Genomic DNA, 22,387 nt, shown 5'->3' with positions numbered 1-22,387 from the left:
CTTACTTGCTTTTTCGAGTATTACTTGCTTTTTCGAGCGTTTTCGCGCATCAATTGCACAAAACGGTCAAATAGATAGGAAGCGTCGTGCGGTCCTGCTGCAGCTTCCGGATGATATTGCACCGAGAACGCTGGAATATCAAGGCATTGCAAGCCTTCTACAACGTTGTCGTTCAAGTCAATATGCGAAACTAGCACGCGACCAAAGTGTCCGTTTTCGTAAGGAGATTGCACAGGACCGTCAAGAGGTGCGTCCACAGCAAAGCCGTGATTGTGAGCCGTAACTTCCACTTTTCCGGTTGTAACGTCTTTTACAGGCTGATTAATACCGCGGTGACCAAACTTCAACTTGTAAGTTCCAAAGCCGAGCGCGCGACCAAGTAACTGGTTTCCAAAGCAGATACCAAAGAACGGGTAACCTGCATCCAAAACTTTGCGCAAAAGCTCAACTTCGCGATTTGCTTGGCTAGGGTCTCCAGGACCATTCGAGAAGAATACGCCGTCTGCGTTAAGCGCTTGCAGCGATTCGAAGCTTATTGAGGAGCTTACAACGTGCACGCGGCAGCCGCGCTCAGCCAAACGGTGAGGAGTCATAGATTTAATACCAAAGTCGACTGCTACAACAGTGTAAAGTGGATCTTTTCCTTCAAAATCACCGCAAGGCTCAATCGTGTACGTTTCTTTAGTACTGACTTCATCCGTTAAACGCAAGCCCTGCATTTGAGGAGTTTGCTTAATTTCATCAACGAAAGAAGCGACGGTGCGAAAAGCCCCGGTTGACGGATCAACCAGGGCCTTATTAGAAAAAATGCCGGCACGCATAACGCCTACCGAGCGTAAATGACGTACCAGCTTTCGAGTATCAATACCACTAATGCCAACGATACCTTGCTTTTGTAAATCGTCTTCCAAGGAACCTTCAGCTCGCCAATTGCTAACTACTGGGCTTGGCTTCTTAACTACGTAACCAGCAACCCAAATGTGGGCAGATTCTGGATCTTCGTGATTTATTCCCGTATTACCTATGTGTGGGAATGTTTGAACTACGATTTGTTGATCATAACTTGGATCAGTTAATGTTTCTTGATAACCAGTCATGCCCGTGGAGAACACAATCTCAGCGCGCGTAGAACCTTGCGCACCAAAAGGCTTACCAACGTAAACCTGACCATCCTCCAACACCAATACTGCATCATCACTGCCGAATCCGGCAAAGGTGTCGCTGTAATCCACCTTAACCCCCTTATGGCTTTAGGATATTCGTGGTAAGTCTACTCAGGTTGGCGGACGGGCGACGCGCCGGCGATAGTTATTGCTTCTTACTCGGCAGCAGCAGCTTCTTCCGTAGACTCTTCCGTAGCAGCGTCTTCAGGAGAAGATTCGCCATTAAACTTTGCCAAGCAAGCGTCTTTATCTGCCATAATCGCGCTTAGTAAGCCGTGAATAAACGCAATAGCTTCGTCATCGCTATACATTTTTGCGAGCGCAATCGCCTCGTCAATAGCAACTTTATCTGGAATCTCATCATTAAGAAGCATTTCCCAAACTGCAATGCGCAAAATATTGCGATCGATAACAGCCATTCTGCCAACTTTCCAGCCAGTCGAATAGCGGTTTAGCGTCTTGTCAATTCTGTTACGTCGCTCTCCTACGCCTCGAACAATCTCAATAGCGTACTCTGGGAGCGGAGTTTGAGCGCCAGGCTCCTTAACTCGCTCCTCAAGCAAAGAAAGAATATGCTGATTCTTCTCATCCGCCTCATACAGCGTATTCAAAGCCCTTTTACGAGCGGTAGAACGTGCCATCGTAACGCCCTTCTGTGTAACGTATAAAAATTACTTAATAAAGTTGTATCAAAAATTACGCGACCCAGCAACGAATAATCGCCACCGGGTCACTCTATAAAAATTATTGAGAAATAAATAGCTAATTTAATTAGATAACTAATTATTTTAATTAGATAATTAATTCTTTAGTTTTCACGACCAAGGTAAGAGCCGTCACGAGTGTCGACCTTCACCTTTTCGCCTTCACCCACGAAGAGTGGAACCTGGATTTCAGCACCGGTTTCCACAGTTGCAGGCTTAGTACCAGCGTTAGAACGATTGCCTTGCAAGCCTGGCTCAGTGTGAGTAATAGTCAAAATCACGGAAGCTGGAAGCTCAACGCTCAAAGGAGTGCCATCATGGAAGCTTACGATGCAGTCGGTGCCTTCAAGCAAATACTTGCTCTGCTCGCCAACCAAAACCTTAGGAATATAAACCTGGTCGTAAGTGGTCATATCCATAAAGACGAAGTTGTCGCCATCTTCGTATGAATATTGCAACGTGCGGTTATCAACGGTCTCGAACTCCATCTTCATGCCGGCATTAAAAGTCTTGTCGACAATCTTGCCCGAGAGCACGTTCTTAATGGTGGTACGCACAAAAGCAGGACCCTTGCCTGGCTTCACGTGCTGGAACTTAACGACGGTCCAAAGCTGACCATCAAGGTTCAAAACCGATCCATTCTTAATATCATTGGTAGTCTGTGCCACGAGTTACCCGTTTCTTTCGCTAATAGGCTGCAAATTAAGCAGCTAAGAAATAAACCTTGCTTATTATGCCACAAAGCGTCAACTTAATATATTTAGAGATTATTTTTCAACAAATTCAACAGTTTTGAAACAAATTCAGCAACGTCATCTTTATCTGCACTTTTTGTTAAAACAGACACTCCGATCCTATTCTTGCCCTTCTTAAGAATCAAGAAATAGTTATAAACATTCTTAATTCCTTGACCACGATGAGCCATAACCTCTATGCCGTCTGGAACGTTCACGCCATCAGCAGAAATATCGTAACCCGTCGCATTGGCAATAGTCGAATTTTGCATAGCTTTTGAAAGCATCATCGCAGCATCATGAGAAGAAGTAAGATTTTCGTGACCATCGTTCGATGCATCAACATCACCATATTTGCGAGTAAAAGATGTATTTGCATAGCCATTATCTGACAGCCATTGATCTAATCCGTCTATGCCACCTTGATCATCTAAAAGCTCATTAGCGGAGTCATTACTCATTGCCTTAATAACATCTTCACACTTATCTTCATAATCATGCTGTGGATTATCCTTAGTATAAAGAACAACAGGGAAATAAAAACCTACAGCAGGGAATGTTTTACGAGAATTAGAAGACTCATACAATATGCCCTTCTTGCCAGAAATCGCTACAGATACGCTATTATTTGAAGCAAAATTGCTTACTAATTTATTGATTTTTTTGGTATTGAGCTTTTCACTCGCGCCAATAGCGTTATCCTTATCGCTGCTAGTATCACTATCTTCATCGTCTGAATCTAAATCATCATTGGTTAGAACATGCTGCTTAGATTTATTATTCTTTGATTTTGATGATTGTAATTCAGTTTTATTATTTGATTGAGCTGTTCGCGCACTATTTACATACCACCATGCACCAGCACCTATAACCAAAACACAAGCAATAATAGCGGTTATTAAAGTAATAATTACTTTCTTCTTGCGCTTATCATCCTCTGAATGAGAATAATTAGCCGGAGCTTCGCCTTGTACGTAAGGTGAATTATTCATAGAAGGCTGTTCACTCGAAGAACCCATAATAGGAGAACCTAAAACGTTTAGATTATCCGATAAAGCTTCCTGCGCAGGAAATACAGTAGTAGGCGCTTCGTTAGTAGGCAATTCGTATTGTTGACTTTGGATTGACGGCTCGACTGTTGACGTAACTTCTAAAAGCGCTCCGCAAGTATTGCAAAACTTGCTATTATCATCATTTTTATTACCACATTGCGTGCAGAACATATTCTTCCTTTAAACAAATGCATCTATTGCAACGCATTATTTTACAACCCGCTTACAATAAATCACTTATCAAAAATCATACTTCATTAAAACTGAAAAAACTTATATACTACTTTTATGAAACTTCTTGGCAATATTGTGTGGCTGATATTCGGCGGTCTTTTCATTGCTGCAAGCTGGTTATTTATAAGTTTCCTCCTTTGCATAACCGTTATTGGCATACCATTCGGTATTCAAGCATTCAAAATGGCAAAGCTCACGCTCACGCCATTTGGAAAACATGTTATTTACCAAGGCGGCACTAGCACAATTTGGAACATACTATGGATTGTATTTTTCATTGGGCCAATGCTTGCATTAGGCTATATCGTTTCAGGATTCATTTGCTGCTGCACAATTGTTGGCATCCCATTTGGCATACAATCTTTCAAAATGGCAAAACTTGCGTTGTGGCCGTTTGGTTCCGAAATTGTAGAGGATAATTACGCACCATACGTACGCAAGTAATCTGCAGCACGCGAAGCTAATTCCTCATCCATAACTGGCTTACCGTCAGCATTAACTAAGCGCTTTGCTGCAGCGAAAATTTCGCGCACGTTTGCAATTGGCAAAACTGGGAAGCCAAACTCCTGCTCTACTGCTTTTACTGCAGAAAGCTCGCTGTCTTTCGTGCGTTCCATTCTGTCTACTGCCAAAATCAAGCCAACAACTTGCACATTTGCTTCCGCTTTAAGCTTTGGCAAAGTTTCGCGAACTGCAGTTCCAGCAGTCATCACGTCGTCAACTAACAGAACTTTCATGCCGTCTTTTAACGGTTTTCCAACCATAATTCCGCCGTCGCCATGATCCTTTCGCTCTTTGCGATCGAAAGTAAAACCAACAGGCATATTGTGATTATTCGTCAAAGCCATTGCCGTAGAAACTGCCAACGGAATACCCTTATAAGCAGGGCCGAAAACAGTGTCGATATCTTGCGGAAGTTTGCCATCTTCGATTGCTGCAACAACGCGCTCAGCGTAGTATGCGCCTAGATTTGCGATTTTCATGCCGTCGTCAAAAGCACCAGCGTTAATAAAATAAGGTGATTGACGACCAGATTTCAGCGTAAAGTCACCAAATTTAAGCGCACCTGAATCAAGCAAAAACTTTGTAAAACGTTCGTCTAATTCTGCCATAATTAGCTCTCTTTCTTAAAATGATTTTAAATACTTTCTAAATACTTTTTAAATACTTTTTAAATACTTAATTTCAGCGCCAAGTTTTGCCTTCAGCGAGTAAAGACGCAAGCTTTGGACGAGAATCAAGCAAATCGTCAAGCTCGCGAGCAATGCGAATTGGAGCAGTAGGGTCCACCAAAGCGGCAGCACCAACTTCTACAGCATTCGCTCCAGCATACAAGTATTCCAAAGCTTTTTCGCCAGAATCAATGCCACCAATGCCAATAATTGGAATATCTGGCATAGCTTGACGCACTCGCCACACGAATCCAAGTCCAATCGGGAAAATAGCAGGACCGGAAACACCGCCCGTGCGGTTTGCAATAATCGGCTCGCCTGTTCGAATATCAATTCGCAAACCAACTAGCGTGTTAATCATGCTTAAAGCATCCGCTCCAGCATCAACTGCAGCTTTGCAAATCGAAACGATATCCGTCACATTTGGCGTCATTTTTACAATCATTGGCTTGCTTGTCATTGCGCGAAGACGCTTAATTAAGCGGTGCAATGCAACCGGATCCGTACCAACGCTCATTCCGCCGTGAGTCACGTTTGGGCAGCTTACGTTAATTTCGAGCATGTCGGCCGCAGAATCTGCAAGCTTTTCAACAACTTGCGCATAATCGTCGTCACTGTGCCCTGCAACATTAGTAATAACAAGTGCTCCCATGGATTTTAGTTTCGGCAACTCGTCTACTAAATAATGGTCGACACCAGGATTTTGCAATCCAACGGCGTTTACCATTCCAGAAGGAGACTCTGCAGTGCGCGGAGAAGGATTTCCTTCCCACGGAACAGGGGAAACACCTTTTGTGCAAATTGCGCCGAGTTGGCTTACGTCATAAAAGCGTCGGCAAGCTGCAAGCTGGAAAGTTCCAGAAGCAGTTCCAACCATGTTTTTCCACTTAACGCCTGCAACTTGAGTTGGATGCTTCCAAATGTGGCTAGTGTCAAAGCCAAAAGTTTCAGCGGAATTTTTTGCGGAACTTGTTGCACAATTTGTTGCAGAATTTGCGTTATTTACAGAATTATTTTCGGCATTATTTACAGCACTCATATTTTTTACTCCCAACCCAAACGATTCGCATCAAAAACAGGACCGTCGTTGCAAACTTTCAGCCTGCCTTCCAAAGTGTCAACAACGCAAGCAACGCAAGTTCCGTATCCGCATCCCATACGCGCTTCTAAACTGAGCTGACACTCAATATTTCTTTCATGTGCCCAGTGAGCTACAGCTTTCATCATAGGCAAAGGACCACAAGACAAAATAACCGTTGGTAAATCGTCGTCGAAATCAAAATGCTTAACTTTTTCAAGTTCGTCAAGAAGTGTAATAACAGTTCCTTCAGCATTTGTAATACTGTGTACGTCTGAAATATATTCTTTCGTTAAATCATCTGCAAAACGTTTGTTACGGTAGCCAAGCACTGCCGTTACGCTAGAATCTTCACGCTTTGAAAGCGCTTGAGCAGCACACAAAATAGGTGGCACGCCCAAGCCGCCACTAACCAACACATAATGTGCAGGTTTGGAAATATTAAAGCCAAGCCCTAAAGGACCAAGAGCGTCAATGCTATCTCCTGGCTTAAGCTCAGCAAACTTAGCAGTGCCTTTGCCAATCACAGCAAAAATCAAAGTAAAAGTATCACCTTCTACGCTTGCAACTCCAAAAGGACGCGGAAGCATAGCAGTTGGGTCAGGGGAATACAAGTTCACAAATTGCGCAGGAGCAGCTTTTTTAGCAATCTCAGAATCTCGCAAAGTTAAACGGTACACGCCTTCGTCTAGCTTCTCATTATTGAGTACTTCTACAGCTCTGCGCCCCCAAAGGCGTGAATATTTTGCATTATTGCTTTCGTCTGCAGAACTTGAGCCGGAAGAATCAAAAGCGTCTTCACGTAACGTAATTATGGCGTTTCCAGAGGCTTTTCGCGTTGGAATAAACATGCCATCACTCATGTGGTTTCCCCTACCCTTGTATGTGTTTTGTACCGTTGCGTTTTATTTTTAATTTTAATTATATTTTTAGTTATATTTATTTTAGTTATACATTCTAGCGATACACTGCATTACGCAAGTCGTCACGCATATTTTTCGCAGCAACAGCTGCAGAATCACGCACAATATCAAGAATGTCATCGAGAGACATATGACCTTGATTTTTAGCGTAATCTTCAGACTTTTTCCAAGCACCAATAATACCGCGCGAAGAATTTACAATAGCGCCTTCAGAATTTGCATCAAACATTCCAGCAACATCTTGAGCTGTACCGCCTTGAGCGCCATAGCCTGGAACAAGGAAGAAAGTGTGCGGCATAATCTCGCGCAAATGCTTGCCCTCCTGCGGATGCGTGGCACCTACAACTGCGCCAACTCTTGAATAACCGTGCTTACCAATGCTTGAAGCACCCCAGTTCTCAATCAAATCCGCCATATGCTCATACACTGGCTTGCCATCTTGCAAAATAAGCTCCTGTAGCTCCTTGCTAGAAGGATTCGAAGTGCGAAGCAGCACAAAAATGCTTTTATCGTGCGCTAATGCTTCATCGATAAAAGGCTTCACTCCATCCGAACCCATATAAGGGTTTACTGTAAGCGAATCTTCATGCCAAACGTCAAGATTTTTAGAGCTTTTTAGAAGATTTTTAAGAGATTGTGGTAGTGCGTTGCTATTAGTGGCGTCGTTTTCAAAATATGCAGAAAGATTAGCAAAACCGCTTAAATGAGCCGCATACTGACCAGCTGTAGAGCCAATATCTCCGCGCTTTGCGTCACCTATTACAACTAATCCTTGCGATTTTGCGTATTCGCAGGTCATTGCGTAAGTATCGATACCTGCAGGACCAAGCGCCTCGTACATAGCGATTTGCGGCTTTACTGCCGGCACAATATCCGAAACCGCGTCAATAATCGCACGATTAAACTCAAAATAAGCTGTAGCTAAAAGCGTTGGCAGCGCATCCTCGCCTTCTACTTCTTGCAAAACTTCGTCCGCAAGAGAGCTAATAATTTCGGCAGGAACAATTCCAGGCTTAGGATCCAAGCCCACTACGCTAGGATTTTGCTTGGTTGCAATCGCTTCAATAAGTTCGTCCATAATTTACTACCATTCCAAATTTATATTTAATCAATCACATTCTCGAGAAAGCAATTTCTGAACCAATAATCGTCGCAACAGGCCTGCCCGTAAGTTGCCATCCATCAAAAGGAGTGTTTCGAGCTTTTGAATGGAACGAATTTGCGTCAACCGCCCAATTTTCGCGCATATTAATCAGCACTAAATCAACGTTTTCAGGGTGCTCAGTAATACTTAAACGCAGCGTTCGCTTGTTTGCGCATCGCGAAGAAACGTTAAGCAAAGCCGCAATATCAGTAGGTCTTCTGCTCATCAATTGCATTGGATTTACTGCCATTAATTCGATTAAATGCTTATCGTCCGTATATCCTGCATCAACCAAAACTTTGCGGCACACGCCATACGCGCACTCAAGCCCAATAATTCCGTTAGGAGTGCTTGCAAAATCTCCTGACTTTTCTTCCGCAGTGTGAGGCGCGTGATCTGTTGCAATCATGTCAATTGTGCCATCCGCAATAGCAGCGAGCGTTGCTTGACGATCCGCTTTTGAACGAAGAGGAGGATTCATCTTAGCCATAGCACCATATCGCAAAACATCCTCATCACACAAAGCTAGATAGTGAGGCGCAGTTTCGCACGTAATCGGCAAATCCTCTTTCTTTGCCTTACGAATAGCTTCAAACGCAGCAGCAGTGCTCACATGCTGGAAATGCACATGTACGCCAGTTTCGCGGGAAGCATCAATATCTCGCTGAACAATTGCAAGCTCAGTAGAAGCTGGAATTCCACCAACACCAAGCATTTTTGCGACCGGACCCTCGTTCACAGCTCCCGTATCATGATGCTCACAATGCTCCACGAATGGCAAACCAGTTTGTTTTGCCATAGCTAACACATCTCGCAAAATCGGTTCAGGCACTGCAGCACCGTCGTCGCTTATAGCAGTAATCGGGTGCTTTTTCATAGGAGAAGTTTTTTCGTCGTCGTCGATTCCAGCAACATACTTTTTCCAAAGCTCAATATTGCTTGGCTTTAAGCCTTTACGATTCAATGATGCGCACACGCTCAAATCGTAGCGAACTGGCAATTTTACGCCGTAAATGCAGCCATAGCGCTGCAAATAGTCGACTACATTATCTACATCAAATGGAGCATCTTCCCAAGGCTCGCCGTCAAGAGCTGGAACAGTATTTGGCATAATCAAAACTTGCGTATAACCGCCAGCCGCAGCAGCCTCACTGCCGGTCATCATTGTTTCTTTTGCTGTTTGTCCTGGATCTCTAAAATGCACATGCGGATCTGCAAAACCAGGAGCAACAACCCAATCACTTGCGTCAATATCGCCAGTAACGCGCGCATTCTGCTCTATAAGGGCATCCTGACGAACGCCATCAACAATAAGATCAATACGTTCGCTAGTATCCCACACAGAGATATTGCGCAAAGTTAAGGTGCCTGATTCGTTCATTTCACTCCTGGTTTTGCGTAATTTTTACAGTTATATAATAATATTATTAAATTTTTTATTTAGTTTCTGCTTCTTCGTCGCAATACATGCAACGATACTCTTGCCTTACGGAATCAGCTTTGTAGAACTTACGTTTAAGAGTTAGTTCGCTGTTTGTTATGCAACGAGGATTCAGGCAAGTAAGATCTTCAGGCGCATTCACGTCTGTTACGTGCACGCGAGGATCCGTTAATGAAATTCCATGTGCGTCAACTGCTTGCAATTCGTCTTCTGGCACGTTTACAAAATCAGTTGGTTCGTAGCCGCAAAGCTCGTCTCCAAGAACGGAACTTTCCAAAGCCATACGCATAAGCATACCGTTTTTAACCTGCTCAAAATATGCTGCGCGAGGATCGTCATCAACGTCAACAGAAATCTCGTTAATTCGAGGAAGCGGATGCAGCACAGGCATATGCGACTTTGCTTTTTGCAATTTTTCTTCAGTCAAAATGTACGTGTCACGAAGTCGCAAGTATTGCTCGCGATCCGTAAAACGCTCTTCTTGCACGCGAGTCATGTAAAGCACGTCAAGCTTGCCAATAACTTCCATCAAGTCGCGAGTTTCTTCGTAAGTGCACGAAGGAGTGTCATTAATGCGGTCGATTACGTACTGCGGAGTTTTAAGCTCATCCGGGCTAATCAGCACAAAATGAACGTTTCCAAAGCGGCACAAAGTTTCAATAAGCGAGTGAACTGTGCGTCCATAAGTTAAGTCGCCGCACAAACCGACAGTGAGATTATTAAGGCGACCAAAACGCGCGAGAATAGTTGCCAAGTCTGCAAGAGTTTGAGTTGGGTGCATGTGGCCGCCGTCACCTGCGTTAATAATAGGCGTGCTCACAGCTTGCGTAGCAACGAAAGCAGCACCCTCCTTTGGGTGACGCATTGCAACAACATCAACATAATTAGACACGACTTTCAAAGTATCGTTTACAGTTTCACCCTTGCTTGCGCTGGAAAGTTGCGCACCTGCAAAACCGATTACCTTTCCGCCTAAACGCAGCATTGCTGTTTCGAAGCTTAAGCGAGTGCGCGTGCTCGGCTCATAAAAAAGAGTGGCCAACACTCTGCCATCGCAAGTGTGAGCCACTTCTTTACGGTGCGAATCAATGTATCGCGCTTTGTCTAAGAGCATTCGTATTTGCGCAGTTGAAATATCGTCTAATGTAACAACACTTTTGCCAGCTAGAGAATTTGCAATTGTGCTGCGAGAAAAAGTTTGATGCAAAGAACTAGAAATTGCGTTCGTCATAATAAGTACCGCTCACCTTCCGTCAATTGGCAAGACGGTCGCAACCACACGCGACCTACGCAATTTTACTGATTAGCGTTGACGAATCTATATACGGAGTGGCGTAGAATTATAACTTATAATGCAACATTTAATAAGTACTTAATCCAATAAATCTATTTGTTCCAATACAGTTTGTTGATTACGTCTACCATAAGTAACCTTCAAAATATAAACTGTATTTTCTTCTAAAACAACTCTGTAATAAACAAGAAAATTCTTTACAACTATACGACGCATGCCAAGTGAATTCCAAGGCTCATACTTGACTGCAGGCGCAAACTGAGGAAAAAGAGACAGTCTTTCAATACTAGATTTAATAAGATTAATAATTCTTACGGAAGTTTTCTTAGAGATATTAGATGCAATATAGTCTCTTATATTTTTTAAATCATTTTCTGCATCTTGAGTAACAAGAATATTAAAAGAACTCATTACAAGCCCTTTTCTAACTCAGCAAAAACATCCGCATATGGGCGTGCTAAACCAGAAACTGACTGCTTATAACTATGCATAAGTTTTGCAGCAAAATCAGTAGATAATAATTCGTCATTTTCTTCTAAATTTTCACTACTGACTGCTTGTCTTATAGTTGCAGAAGCATCAGCATAAAAAACTGAAGAGTTAGCTCTTTCTTTTACATCATTACTTATTACTGCATTTTTCATTAAAAATCACCTCCCGTCTTGTAATTATAACTTAAAACAAATAATGCAACAATAAATGTAAAGTGACTAAAGATGAAATGATTAGCGAGCGTAGAAAAGACGAGACATGATTTCGCGGCACTGACGCATGGTTGCTAAAAGATCGTTTTCAAAAACGCGGCCCTGATTCGGCTCATAGCCAAGGTAAGTTGCGATTCCGCCCAAAGAATACGAGTCAGTTGGAATAATATCTGCGCGAGCCATTGAGCCAGACCACAAGAAGTTTGCGTTGCGCACTGCAGAACACATATGCCAGCAGCGGCTTAAAACTTCAGCATCCTCGTCGCTTATAAAATGCTCAGATTGCAATGCTTTCAATGCTTGCATAGTTCCAACTACTCGTAAAGATTCATGCTTTGAAGCATATTGCAATTGCATCAATTGCACAGTCCACTCAACATCGCTTAAACCGCCACGACCAAGCTTCAAATGCCTATCCCTACTCACACCTCGAGGCAAACGCTCCGCTTCCATGCGCGCTTTAAGCTTACGAATTTCAGCAAGCTGAGAATCACTAAGAGGATTTGCAGCGTAGCGCAATTCGTTCACAACGCCATCAAGCAAAGCATCCGCCAATTCCTTAGAACCTGCAGCGAAACGCGCTCGCAACAACGCTTGATGCTCCCAAGTACTAGACCACTGACGATAATAATTTTCGCAAGATTCTAGCGAACGAACAAGCGGACCGTCTTTCCCTTCCGGACGCAAATCCAAATCGACCATGATTTTTGGTTCAAGCGTAAGAGGACCTTGCAAAATATTACGCAAAATATCTACAGTTTTTTGCGCAAAGCGGTGAGCTGCATTTAAATCGCAAACTTCACCAACCGGCTTGTAAATTACCATAATATCTGCATCAGAACAGAAGTTTACTTCTCTACCACCGTAGCGACCTAAAGCAATAATAGCAATTTCAGCTTGAGGAGCATTCAAATTCATAACTGACACAGCTTCACGCATAGACCATTGCAAAGTCGCATCTAAAATAGCATCAAACACGTCACTCATTGCAAGCATAGAAGTATCGTCATCAATAAGACCACACATCCAAGCTAAAGCTACTCGCTCAATTTCCTGCCGGCGAAGAGCGCGCAAAGACTGCGCAAAATCCGCAATATTACTTGCATAACGCGCAACCATTGCACTAGTTTGCATGTCAAGACTTGCCCTATCGCGCGCAGATAACGCTTCGTCGTCTCCAAGCCAAGTAATAGACTGCATAGACTGCATCATAGCGTCGCCAAGATAGCGCGAATCCGCCAAAACGTGGCAAAGACGCTGAGCTGCGGAAGGAGAATCACGCAAAAAACCAAGATACGTATTTTTTCCGCCAAAACGCTCCGCAAGACGCCGCCACGCAAGCAAACCCATATCCGGATTCTGCCCGTCGCCAAGCCACTTCAACACTGCCGGAAGCAAAATTCTATGAATTTTAGCAGCCCTAGAAAGCCCCTCTGTAAGCGCTTCAACATGCAACTGTGCTGCGCGAGCATCCGCAAAACCAATAGAAGCAAAGCGCGCGCGAGCAGCCTCCGGCGAAAGCACAATAGGATCCGCATCCGTTTGAGCGTTAATAGGAAGCATCGGACGGTAGTAAATATCCTTATGCAAGTGCCGAATTTCACGACGAGCTTTATCAAAACGCGCAACTAACTCTTCCGGACGAAGCCGCACAGCACGAGCAAGTCGGCAAATCTGCTCATTGTTGTTAAGCTGCTCTGTAGAAATTGTGCGCGCGCGATCCAAGCCGCCGTTTCCTTGCGCACCCAAATCTGGGAACAAATGCGTGCGATGCATACTCCACATTTGCTGACGATGCTCAAGAACACGCTCAAAACGGTAGTGTTCTGCCAATAGCGCCGCCTGAGACCTAGAGACGTAGCCACCTTGAGCCAACGCTTGCAAAGCGGAAATAGTATCCCTTACTCGAAGCGACTCATCCTCACTTCCGTGCACAAGCTGCAGCATTTGCACAGTAAACTCAACATCGCGCAAGCCGCCTTTACCAAGTTTCATATCCAAATCGCGTTGAGAAGCCGGAATAAGCGACTCCACACGCTGACGCATATGCTGGCAGTCAGCTACAAAATGCTCACGACCAGAAGCCTTCCAAATAAACGGCTCTACCATATCGCGATAAGCTTTTCCAAGATCCGTATCCCCTGCTGCAGGGCGCGACTTCAAAAGCGCCTGAAACTCCCAGCTACTCGCCCACTTTTCATAATATTCTCTATGAGAATCAAGCCTACGAACAAGAGGACCATCCTTACCTTCCGGGCGAAGCGCAGTATCAATCTGCCAAAGCGGAGGCTCCACAGAGCCCATAACCACCGACTGGCATACTTTTTGCAAAACCATTGCCATAGAAACACCAACGCGCAAAGCAGCATCCTGGTTCTGCTTGTTGCTTAAATCCGCAGGCTCCACAACATAAATCAAATCGATATCGGAAACGTAGTTAATTTCTTGCGCTCCAAGCTTGCCCATAGCAATAATCGCAAATCTGCATGCGGAAGAACCAGTAACCTGTCCTCGCGAAATAGACAACGCTGCCTCTAAAACAGCATCGGCAGCGTCGGAAAGCTTACGGCTAATATCTGGCTGCACTTCAACAGGGTCAGCGCTCGCTAAATCAGCCGCCATAATTGCAGCAACATGCTCACGGTAGCGCGCACGAAGCGCAGAAACTGCTTGTGCAAAGCCGAGTGATGTTAAGTAAATTGTGTTAGAATCGCTGCTTTCAGAAGAAACAACTGTTGCAGTGTAAGCTTGTATTGCTTCGAGTAAGTCTTTTACGCGTTCTTCCCTAGTCATTGCAAAAAGATGATTCGGGTCATTTGCTGCAGCTTTTATAAGATTAGGCCTTGTGCGCATAAGCATTGCCAACGCGTTAGACGCACCTAATACTTGCATTAGGCTTGTTAATGAGTCAGACACTTGCGAATTTGAAGTTGAAATATTATTTATTATTTCGGGGTATGCTTCACTTAAATCTTGCAATGAAAGCAATGCAGAATCTGGATCTTCAACTGTAAGCGCGCTTCTTAGTAGTGTTTCAAACGATATTTTATTGCAGTTTTTGCGTATTGCCATCATTGCGCAACGTGCGGCATCCGGGCGAGCAAAGCCCGCTTTAATAAGGCTTCTTGAGGTGAGTGCGGAAGAGTTTGTGCTGCTTTCGTTGCAGTTGGTTTCAGTAGTTGTACTATCTGTTCTGTTCGCACTTTCCATACCGCAACTTTACATTGTGGTGGTGTACAAGGCTGAGAAACTACCTGCTTTCGCGCTTGCTTAATGTGGCGCGCGTAACTTATCTCACGTTTGGAGCAATTAGCTTAGCGCAGCACTCCAAACACGAGAAACAAAAACACGAGAAACAAAAATCCCTCGCGGATTATCGGAAGATAACCTGCGAGGGAATTTGCTTAATTACGGCGCAAGACTACTCGTTAGAATGCTTGCGACGGCGAGAAGCCACGCCTGCAACACCAAGTCCGGAGAAGACCGCGGCAAGACTTGCAAACAAGCCAGTTGCAGCACCTGTCTTAGCAAGACCACTAGCATTACCGGAAGCATTACGCCACGCAGCCTTAGCGTTCTTAAGATTCCTCAAAGCCGCATCAACCTGAGCCTGAGTAGCATTAGTATCTGCAAGCACACGCTTAGCTTCAGCCAAAGCATTCACGTAAGCTCTAGCAGCAGCAGTATTTGCCTTAGATGCAGTAGAAGAATCTGCTTCAGAATTATTAACCTCAACTCTCAAAGCAGTCTTATCAACCGAAGCACTCTGAGAATCAGTAGTCTCGAAACCAGCAGCAGCACCAGAGCCAGAGCCGCTTCCAACACCACTACCAATACCAAACGGATGATTAATCTTATACTTAGCAGCCTGAAGCTTCCTCAAAGCCGCGTCAACCTCAGCCTGAGTAGCATTCGGATCTGCAAGCACACGCTTAGCCTCAGACAAAGCAGTGTTATAAGCGTCAATATCCTCAGTCATTCCAATCATAAATAATACAGAATCACGGAACTTAGCATCAGCATCCGCTTCAGACTGCAATCCAGACTTATCAGTCTTATAACCGTCCGAAAGCTTAGACTTAGCATCCTGAAGCTTCTTCAAAGCATCATCTACCTGCTTCTGCATAGCATTCTTATCACCAAGAACCTTATTCGCATCCTCAAGAGCCTTCTTGTAGTCGTCAAGAACCTGCTTAGACGCATCATCACCCTTAGCCTGAGCATTCTGATACTCAGGAGTCTTAGTGAAATCAGAATCCTTACCAGCCTCAGCAGTCAAATCAGACTTATCAGTCTTATAACCGTCCGAAAGCTTAGACTTAGCATCCTGAAGCTTCTTCAAAGCATCATCAACCTGCTTCTGCGTAGCATTCTTATCACCAAGAACCTTATTCGCATCCTCAAGAGCCTTCTTGTAGTCGTCAAGAGCCTGCTTAGACGCATCATCACCCTTAGCCTGAGCGTTTAGATACTCAGGAGTCTTAGTGAAATCAGAATCCTTACCAGCCTCAGCAGTCAAATCAGACTTATTAGTCTTATAACCGTCAGTAATCTTCTGCTTAGCGGCTTTCAAGGCATCTAGAGCATCGTCAAGTTGCTTTTGGGTTGGAGCCTGAGTCATGCCTTGAGGAAGAGGTGTTACTGGTTTGCCAGTAGTGCGATCAAAGGCAGCAAGAAGATTCCTGGCTGCTGTGAGCTTCTCGTTATAGTCGTCAAGAGCCTTCTTAGACGTATCATCAGCCTTAGCAGTCGCGTTCTTGAACTCTGGAGTGTTCTCGAACACGTCGGTGCTGGTGTCGTCCTTGCCGTCCTTAGACTTATCAACTTCTTCTTGCAAGTCGTGCGGGCTAGTGACGTAGTTCTTAGTAATCTTATCCTTAATTTCCTTCAGATTATTAAGAGCCTCGTCAACTTCTTGCTGAGTTGGAACATCCTTAGCACCAGGCTTTGGTTTACCGTCATCACCAAACTTTTCAAGCAAAGTCCTAGCTTTCTTCAACGCTTCTTTATAAGCAGTAACGTCAGCATTATCCTTGCCGTCATCAGTCTTCTTAGCAAGCGCATTCTGATACTCAGTAGTACTCTCAAATGACCCAGCAGTTGGCTTAGCAGTAGGATCTGTCGTATCGGCAGTAGACTTCGCAGCTTCAGTCTTCAAATCGTCAATCTTAGTACCGAAGCTGTCGTCGATTGCCTTTTTAGCATCTTGCAAAGCCTTAAGAGCATCATCAATCTGTTTCTGAGTTGGATGATCGCTGAGCGTATTGGATGTGTTATCTTGCGCCAACTTGCGTGCCTTTGCCAAAGCATCCTTGTACGCTTTCACATCATCATTGTCTACCTTCTTACCGTCAGCGCCATCCTTCTTCTTAGCATCAGCATTCTGGAACTCAGGCGTATTCTCGAAGTCGTCTTCAGTAACAGCAGCATGCTCTGGAGTAGACTTCTTAGTTTCTGTCTCAAGATCAGTAGTAACAGTCTTATACTTCTCAATCTCAGTACGAGCATCGTCGAGAGCCTTAAGTGCGGCGTTGATGTCTTTTTGAGTTGGCTTTGCGTCTTGCGGCGTGTCAGCGCTGTCATGCTTCTTCAAAAGCTCCTGAGCTTTTGTCAAAGCTTCATCATACGCCTTCTTGGCTTCCTTAGCAGCGTTGTTCCTCTCGGTATCTTCAACTAACTTAGTTGGGTCAGTTGCATCCGCCTTCATGAAGTGAGGATCAGACGCATTGCGATACGCATCAGAAGTTTGCGTTCCTTCTGTAGCTGCAGGGCCCTCTGTAGAGCCGTGCTTCTTTACGCTTTCCACAAGCTTGGCGGTGTCGGTGTTGTAAGCGTCGAGAGCCTTGCGTGCTTCATCAAGCTTCTTCAACGCATCATTGACTTCCTTCTGAGTTGCAGCAGGATTCTTGAGCAATTCCTTAGCTTCATTAAGAGCTTTGCCATAATCGTCTACAGCCTTTTTAGCTGCTTCTTTCTTAGTTGCATTCTCAGTGCCATCATCATTCTTGAAATCAGGCACAGAAGCATTCTTATACGCAGGAGTCTGCTTGGTTGCATCATCCTCGTTAACAGACTTAAGCAGCGCGTCAGTCTTGGTTGCAAACTTATTCAACTCAGCAGCTGCAGCGTTCATTTCCTTAAGGATAGCGTCAACATCCCTATCCAGAGGCTCGCCTTGTGCGTGTGCCTGAATATTCTTCAGGTAGTCTCCGCTGTCAGGGTTGCCATCCTTATCAGGAGTATTTGTATCAGGAATATCATTACCATCTGCTTGATCCTTAGGCATCTTTTTCTCAAGCGCCTGTTGTAGCTTCTTTACGGCATCGTCATACTTCTTCTTAGCAGCCTTTGCATCCGCGCTTGCATCAGCTTCAGATACATTCTTATACGCAGGGCTGAGCTTTATAGCAAGGTCATTAAACACAGCTGCCGAAAGCCTGCTGGTATTAGTTGCATACTTGTCGATGACTTTACGAGCATCTTCAAGAGCTTTCTTTGCATCGGCGATGTCTGTAGCAGTTGGCTGCTCAGCTGGATTAGTTTTAGCAAACTTTTCCTTCAGAGCCTTAGCTTTTTGATAAGCATCGTTGTAATCTTTGAATGCTTTCTTAGCATCAGTGTCTCCAGCTTGCGCCTTATCGAAAGCGTTGAAGTAGGCTGGCATCAGATATCCGCTAAAGTTGTCTGCAAGAGCTTTCGTAAGATCGTTAGCATCGGACTTATAATTCTCATGCAGAGCGTTTTCGGCCTTAGTTAATGCATCTTTAGCATCATTAACTTCTTTTTGAGTTGCATTATCTTTCTTAAGAACCTCACGAGCCTTAGCTAACGCAGTGTCATAGTTTTCAACAGCAGTTTTAGCAGCAGGGTCGGTGTCTTTCTTCGCAGCGGCATTCTTGTAGAAGGTACTCTGCTTGCTTGCATCATTATTAGGATTATCAAAGGTGAGCTTTTCGGCAGTTATAAGCTGCGACTTATCGGTTGCTTTAGCGTCAAGAGCTGCTTTGGCTTTTTGAAGCTCATCAATAGCTGCATTAACGTCCTTTTGAGAAGCGCTTGGATCCTTAGAAAGATCGTTTGCCTTCTTTACAGCGTTATCATAAGCTGTACGCTCTTTTTCAGTTGCGTTTTGATATGCTGGGTCAGCGGTCTTGAGCTTCTCCTCGCCTTGCTTAGACGTATCACCAGTCTTTACCTTACCATGCTGAGCGATTGCATTATTCAACTCATCCTTGTTGGTGCTGTACTTATCAAGCTCCTTACGCGCAGCATCAAGCTTTGCCTTAGCAGCGTCAACGTCTTTTTGCGTGGCGTTGTTGTTGTCCCTTGCAGCTTCAGCAGCTTGAAGTGCTTCATCGTAAGCTGTCTTTGCTTTCTTAGCAGCTTCGTTCCTGTCGGTGTCGGCAGAACCATCTGACTTCTTAAAGTCAGGATCGCTCACATTCTTGAACTGGTTTGTTGCTTGCGTGCCTGTAGCAGCTTGCTGACCTTCTGCAGCTTTACCGTTCTCATCGATGGATTTCTTAAGCTCCTCTTTCTTGGTAGCGTCACCATCAAGAGCTTTGCGAGCTTTTTCCAGCTTAATGGTTGCGTTATCAACCTCAGCCTTAAGCGCTTCGGTTAAATCAGCATCAGCTGTGTTACCAACTTTTTCAAGCGTTTGTTTAGCAACCTTCAACGCATCATCATAGTCGCTCTTTACCTTGTCCGAAGCGTTGTAGTATGCAGAATCAGTAGGAACTTCCTTACCCTCAACATGGGTAGTCTTGTGATCCTCAACCGACTTCTTCAAATCACTTGTCTTATGATTCGTCTGCGGCACAAAGATAACGTTAATCGCCTTAGGCGTATTCCCAGGGTTTTTGCCATTTTCGATGTAAATGTTTCTATACATCGTCAATCCATACGGCAAAACAAACAGGCGCGCTTTATATACCTTGTTTCCTTTAGCAGCAACTACTACCGGCTTAGCTTCTTCATCCCAGGAATACGATCCTGCATTCGATTCAGAATCGCCAAGATTTTCACCAGAATTAGAAACATTCTGACTATATTGCCAATAAGCACCGCTCATATTGCCGAGCGACAACTCAGTTGTAGGTTGGCCGTTCTTGTCGATCACGTAGCCCACATGCGACTTCTGCGCGTTTTCTTTATCGCCTTCATGAGCAAGAGCTTCGCCACCAGTAAGCTCCGCGCAAACCAGCGTTGCCATCCTTCGGCGTAGCTTTCAACAAATTAAGAATCTTATTTGTATCAAACCCTTCTGCTTTAGTTGGGTCGTAGCGGTAAATGATGGTCTTGTGGTCTTCGCTCCACGAAAGGCCTTCGTCGGTGTCGCGGCCGGCAATTTTATTATTCTTCCACGAAACGTCGTAATCTTTGCGAATATCCGCCAAACGCGTGAGCTTGCCAGCCTTTACATCAGACTTAAACTCAGCAACCGCTTTATCGGTCTTAATCTTAACGGTAATAGTATTTTCTGCCTGACCATTCGAGATGCCCTGATTTGCATGACCAGCCGCAGTAAGATTGCCAGTAAGATACGAAAGCGTAATCTGCTTCTCGTAGTCGGTAGCGCTTAATCCAAGCTCTGTGTTGTCTTTATTAGCTTCGTAAATAGCCTTCTTAATGCTCTTAATCTCAGCATCAGAGTAAGCGAGTGGATTGTAGATAACAGTTGCGGTACTTTCTGCAGGAACCTTAATCTGATCTTCGGTAAACTTCTTCAACACAAGGTCACGCAGAGCAATCTTAGGAGCATCTTTTTCATCCACGCCGTCAAAATGGATTACAGCATTATCTCCATCAAACGAAATCTTATCTGCTGTAACGCCATTAATCTTGGCAAGCTTCGTCTTAATTTCTTCCTTAACTTCAGCCGAAAGATTAGTCGGATCTTCCACAATCGGCTTGTCAATGCGATCATCGTAGCGCGCAACGGTAAGCGGAATAGCCTCAGACTTAAAGCCCAAATCCGTAACCATATAGGTGTTAAGCGTCTTCGCGCCAACTACGTAAGTATTATCATCGCCAGCTTTTTTAGCATTAATAGCATCAAACGTAGTCTTGTCGTAAGCATCCGCAGACCTTACGTTAATATTTTGCGTAAACGTTCCAGAAAGCTGATCATTTACAGACTTCTTATCACTACGCGCCGTCTCAATATTGCCAGCTTCAGTAATTGCTGCTTGAACCTTTTCTGCCGTAAGAGGCTGATTATATTTCAGCACCACTGATCCAGAAGTTTTTGGCGGAACAAGCGTTACAGCACGGAATACATTCGTTTTATATGCAATAGTTTCTGTACTACTACCATCTTTAGTTACATACACGAAAATAGAGCGACTGGCTGTATACTTCTCAGCACCGCCATTAAGGTTACCATCCCTAAAAAGAGTGCTCATCGTAAGAGTTGCAGATCCATCGGAATTAGCAGTAAATATATATTCGCCAGAATAGGCTTTATGTTTGTTTGGATCTTTCGAGTAAAAATCAATACCTCTCTCACTTTTTGCATTATTGAAACCATTTGTCCTAGCAGGGAAAATAGCAATACTGGTAATCTTGCTACCATCTTTTGGAGCTGCAAAATGGAAAGTAACAGTGTGCTTTTCGCCATTTACGCTATACGTGTTGTCTGAGCTTCCCCAAGCATACGCATTTGGTACAGAGTCAGCATTATTATCGTTAATTTCAATCTTGGTGCTTCCATCTGCTTGAGCAGCTGGCGTAATTTTATTAGGATCTTGATTTGCTGTATCATTAGAAGCGCGATCCTGATTTTCAGGCTTAGTATCATCAAGTTGCTTATCTTCAACCGTTGCACGCTTTGAACGCTTCCTTGCGGAATTTGCTGTAGGAGTGCTATTTGCAGTCTTATCAGTAGCAGCAGTGCTATCTGTAGCCTTATTATCTACAGACTCAACACTCGCAGTCTTCTGTTCAGTCTCAGTAACACCAGCCTCACCGTCAACCTTTACTACAGACTGCGTAGAAGTTTTCGTTTTGTTAGCCAGTTTCTTTTCAAGATTAGTCTTGCCAGGTTTCTCTTCAGGCTGCTTCTTTTCTTCAGACTTTTGCTCAGAATCTTTATTAACATCAGTCTGATTCTTCTTAACCTCTTCCTTAGCTTTATCAGACTTAGCAGCATCCTTATTCTCAGCCTCAACACCAGGCTTCTTACCAGCCTCAACAGGAACCGAAGCCGCACCAGCCGCAGCACCATTCTCCGCCGCCATTGCCGGAGTTGCTCCAAAAGCGAACGCCGCACCAGCCAACACGCCAGCGGCTCCAACCGTAAATGCTGCCACCTTGCGTGCATCCACAGCCTTAGCAATCGCATTACTTACTGCAGCATCCAATGTAACCTTGCGTGCATGCCTTCCGGAATTTGAATTAGCCATTGTGTATCTCCTTGAATACCAGATTCTCTCTGAACAAGTCTTTATGAATTTATTAGTGAAGAGCTTTGTGCAGTAATCAAACGCTGATCGAACTACGGTCAAATACATATGAAACTTCTGCTCAGCTCTCAAAAGCGCAATCTCTTTTATTGAGATTTACATTCAATAATACCGAATATACGAATATTTTGCAACGTATTTGTTATAATGTATAGCCTATGAAGCCCCCCCCCCAGAGGCTTTATTCCAACATTTTTAGCAGATTTTTGGGGCGAAAACTTTCATAACAAATGTAAGCTAGATTACAGTTTTAATGGTAATTCTAAACACATGTTTAG

General features: G+C 44.2%; 14 protein-coding genes and 1 pseudogene. 1 reads left to right on the top strand and 14 read right to left on the bottom strand.

Annotated elements, in window-relative coordinates; all coding sequences use genetic code 11:
* Positions 1-20: 20 nt before the first annotated feature.
* The 4 genes from carA to HXT58_RS01970 all read right to left on the bottom strand — a co-directional run bounded on the left by carA (position 21) and on the right by HXT58_RS01970 (position 3,824).
* Entirely contained in the window at positions 21-1,232 is a 1,212-nt protein-coding gene (carA, locus tag HXT58_RS01985) for a glutamine-hydrolyzing carbamoyl-phosphate synthase small subunit (protein ID WP_064340539.1), read from the bottom strand.
* 86 nt (positions 1,233-1,318) lie between these two features.
* Positions 1,319-1,804 (bottom strand): transcription antitermination factor NusB, encoded by a 486-nt coding sequence (gene nusB / locus HXT58_RS01980; RefSeq protein ID WP_064340544.1) that lies wholly within the window; start codon positions 1,802-1,804, stop codon positions 1,319-1,321.
* Between the two features lie 167 nt (positions 1,805-1,971).
* Positions 1,972-2,535 carry an elongation factor P gene (efp, locus tag HXT58_RS01975; RefSeq protein WP_004111770.1) on the bottom strand — a complete coding sequence of 188 codons (564 nt, stop codon included), beginning with the start codon at positions 2,533-2,535 and terminating at the stop codon, positions 1,972-1,974.
* A gap of 92 nt (positions 2,536-2,627) precedes the next feature.
* Entirely contained in the window at positions 2,628-3,824 is a 1,197-nt protein-coding gene (locus tag HXT58_RS01970) for a zinc-ribbon domain-containing protein (RefSeq protein WP_004106400.1), read from the bottom strand.
* A 117-nt stretch (positions 3,825-3,941) separates the two neighbouring features.
* Here HXT58_RS01970 and HXT58_RS01965 point away from each other — a divergent pair, with 117 nt between their 5' ends.
* On the top strand, positions 3,942-4,331 hold the full coding sequence (locus tag HXT58_RS01965) for a YccF domain-containing protein (protein ID WP_004106402.1): 390 nt from the start codon (positions 3,942-3,944) through the stop codon (positions 4,329-4,331).
* Here the strand turns inward: HXT58_RS01965 and pyrE are convergent.
* The 10 genes and pseudogenes from pyrE to HXT58_RS01915 all read right to left on the bottom strand — a co-directional run bounded on the left by pyrE (position 4,307) and on the right by HXT58_RS01915 (position 22,049).
* The gene (gene pyrE, locus HXT58_RS01960) at positions 4,307-4,999 is read right to left on the bottom strand and encodes an orotate phosphoribosyltransferase (protein ID WP_004106403.1); all 693 of its coding nucleotides are present in this window, start codon (positions 4,997-4,999) and stop codon (positions 4,307-4,309) included. The genes HXT58_RS01965 and pyrE overlap by 25 nt on opposite strands.
* 73 nt (positions 5,000-5,072) lie before the next feature.
* Complete coding sequence (locus HXT58_RS01955) at positions 5,073-6,098, bottom strand: dihydroorotate dehydrogenase (RefSeq protein ID WP_116442756.1); 1,026 nt, start codon at positions 6,096-6,098, stop codon at positions 5,073-5,075.
* Positions 6,099-6,103: 5 nt separating this feature from the next.
* On the bottom strand, positions 6,104-7,000 hold the full coding sequence (locus tag HXT58_RS01950) for a dihydroorotate dehydrogenase electron transfer subunit (RefSeq protein WP_004106407.1): 897 nt from the start codon (positions 6,998-7,000) through the stop codon (positions 6,104-6,106).
* A 94-nt stretch (positions 7,001-7,094) separates the two neighbouring features.
* Positions 7,095-8,138, bottom strand: coding sequence for an orotidine-5'-phosphate decarboxylase (gene pyrF / locus HXT58_RS01945; RefSeq protein WP_410294626.1), 1,044 nt, complete (start codon positions 8,136-8,138; stop codon positions 7,095-7,097).
* A gap of 34 nt (positions 8,139-8,172) precedes the next feature.
* Positions 8,173-9,585: a dihydroorotase gene (locus HXT58_RS01940; RefSeq protein ID WP_415696161.1), complete on the bottom strand. Its 1,413-nt coding sequence runs from the start codon at positions 9,583-9,585 to the stop codon at positions 8,173-8,175.
* A gap of 55 nt (positions 9,586-9,640) precedes the next feature.
* On the bottom strand, positions 9,641-10,876 hold the full coding sequence (pyrB, locus tag HXT58_RS01935) for an aspartate carbamoyltransferase (protein WP_415706230.1): 1,236 nt from the start codon (positions 10,874-10,876) through the stop codon (positions 9,641-9,643).
* A gap of 141 nt (positions 10,877-11,017) precedes the next feature.
* Complete coding sequence (locus HXT58_RS01930) at positions 11,018-11,350, bottom strand: type II toxin-antitoxin system RelE/ParE family toxin (protein WP_308583203.1); 333 nt, start codon at positions 11,348-11,350, stop codon at positions 11,018-11,020.
* The gene (locus tag HXT58_RS01925) at positions 11,350-11,583 is read right to left on the bottom strand and encodes a hypothetical protein (protein WP_308583204.1); all 234 of its coding nucleotides are present in this window, start codon (positions 11,581-11,583) and stop codon (positions 11,350-11,352) included. Before HXT58_RS01925 ends, HXT58_RS01930 begins: the two co-directional genes overlap by 1 nt.
* Positions 11,584-11,664: 81 nt before the next feature.
* Positions 11,665-14,853, bottom strand: coding sequence for a bifunctional [glutamine synthetase] adenylyltransferase/[glutamine synthetase]-adenylyl-L-tyrosine phosphorylase (locus tag HXT58_RS01920; RefSeq protein ID WP_415696160.1), 3,189 nt, complete (start codon positions 14,851-14,853; stop codon positions 11,665-11,667).
* A 211-nt stretch (positions 14,854-15,064) separates the two neighbouring features.
* Positions 15,065-22,049 (bottom strand): annotated as a pseudogene (locus HXT58_RS01915) (peptidase).
* Positions 22,050-22,387 lie beyond the last annotated feature (338 nt).

Origin of the sequence: Gardnerella sp. KA01000 (genome assembly GCF_049244035.1) — a bacterium.
GTDB lineage: Bacteria > Actinomycetota > Actinomycetes > Actinomycetales > Bifidobacteriaceae > Bifidobacterium > Bifidobacterium leopoldii.
The sequence above is the reverse complement of the archived record's forward strand: the minus strand, read 5'-3'. Positions and strand labels throughout refer to the sequence as shown.

Excerpts from the sequence above, each read along its gene's own strand:
- nusB (WP_064340544.1), bottom strand. The coding sequence starts at position 1,804 with ATGGCACGTTCTACCGCTCGTAAAAGGGCTTTGAATACGCTGTATGAG.
- HXT58_RS01970 (WP_004106400.1), bottom strand. The coding sequence starts at position 3,824 with ATGTTCTGCACGCAATGTGGTAATAAAAATGATGATAATAGCAAGTTT.
- HXT58_RS01965 (WP_004106402.1), top strand. The coding sequence starts at position 3,942 with ATGAAACTTCTTGGCAATATTGTGTGGCTGATATTCGGCGGTCTTTTC.
- pyrE (WP_004106403.1), bottom strand. The coding sequence starts at position 4,999 with ATGGCAGAATTAGACGAACGTTTTACAAAGTTTTTGCTTGATTCAGGT.
- HXT58_RS01955 (WP_116442756.1), bottom strand. The coding sequence starts at position 6,098 with ATGAGTGCTGTAAATAATGCCGAAAATAATTCTGTAAATAACGCAAAT.
- HXT58_RS01950 (WP_004106407.1), bottom strand. The coding sequence starts at position 7,000 with ATGAGTGATGGCATGTTTATTCCAACGCGAAAAGCCTCTGGAAACGCC.
- pyrF (WP_410294626.1), bottom strand. The coding sequence starts at position 8,138 with ATGGACGAACTTATTGAAGCGATTGCAACCAAGCAAAATCCTAGCGTA.
- HXT58_RS01940 (WP_415696161.1), bottom strand. The coding sequence starts at position 9,585 with ATGAACGAATCAGGCACCTTAACTTTGCGCAATATCTCTGTGTGGGAT.
- pyrB (WP_415706230.1), bottom strand. The coding sequence starts at position 10,876 with ATGACGAACGCAATTTCTAGTTCTTTGCATCAAACTTTTTCTCGCAGC.
- HXT58_RS01930 (WP_308583203.1), bottom strand. The coding sequence starts at position 11,350 with ATGAGTTCTTTTAATATTCTTGTTACTCAAGATGCAGAAAATGATTTA.
- HXT58_RS01925 (WP_308583204.1), bottom strand. The coding sequence starts at position 11,583 with ATGAAAAATGCAGTAATAAGTAATGATGTAAAAGAAAGAGCTAACTCT.
- HXT58_RS01920 (WP_415696160.1), bottom strand. The coding sequence starts at position 14,853 with ATGGAAAGTGCGAACAGAACAGATAGTACAACTACTGAAACCAACTGC.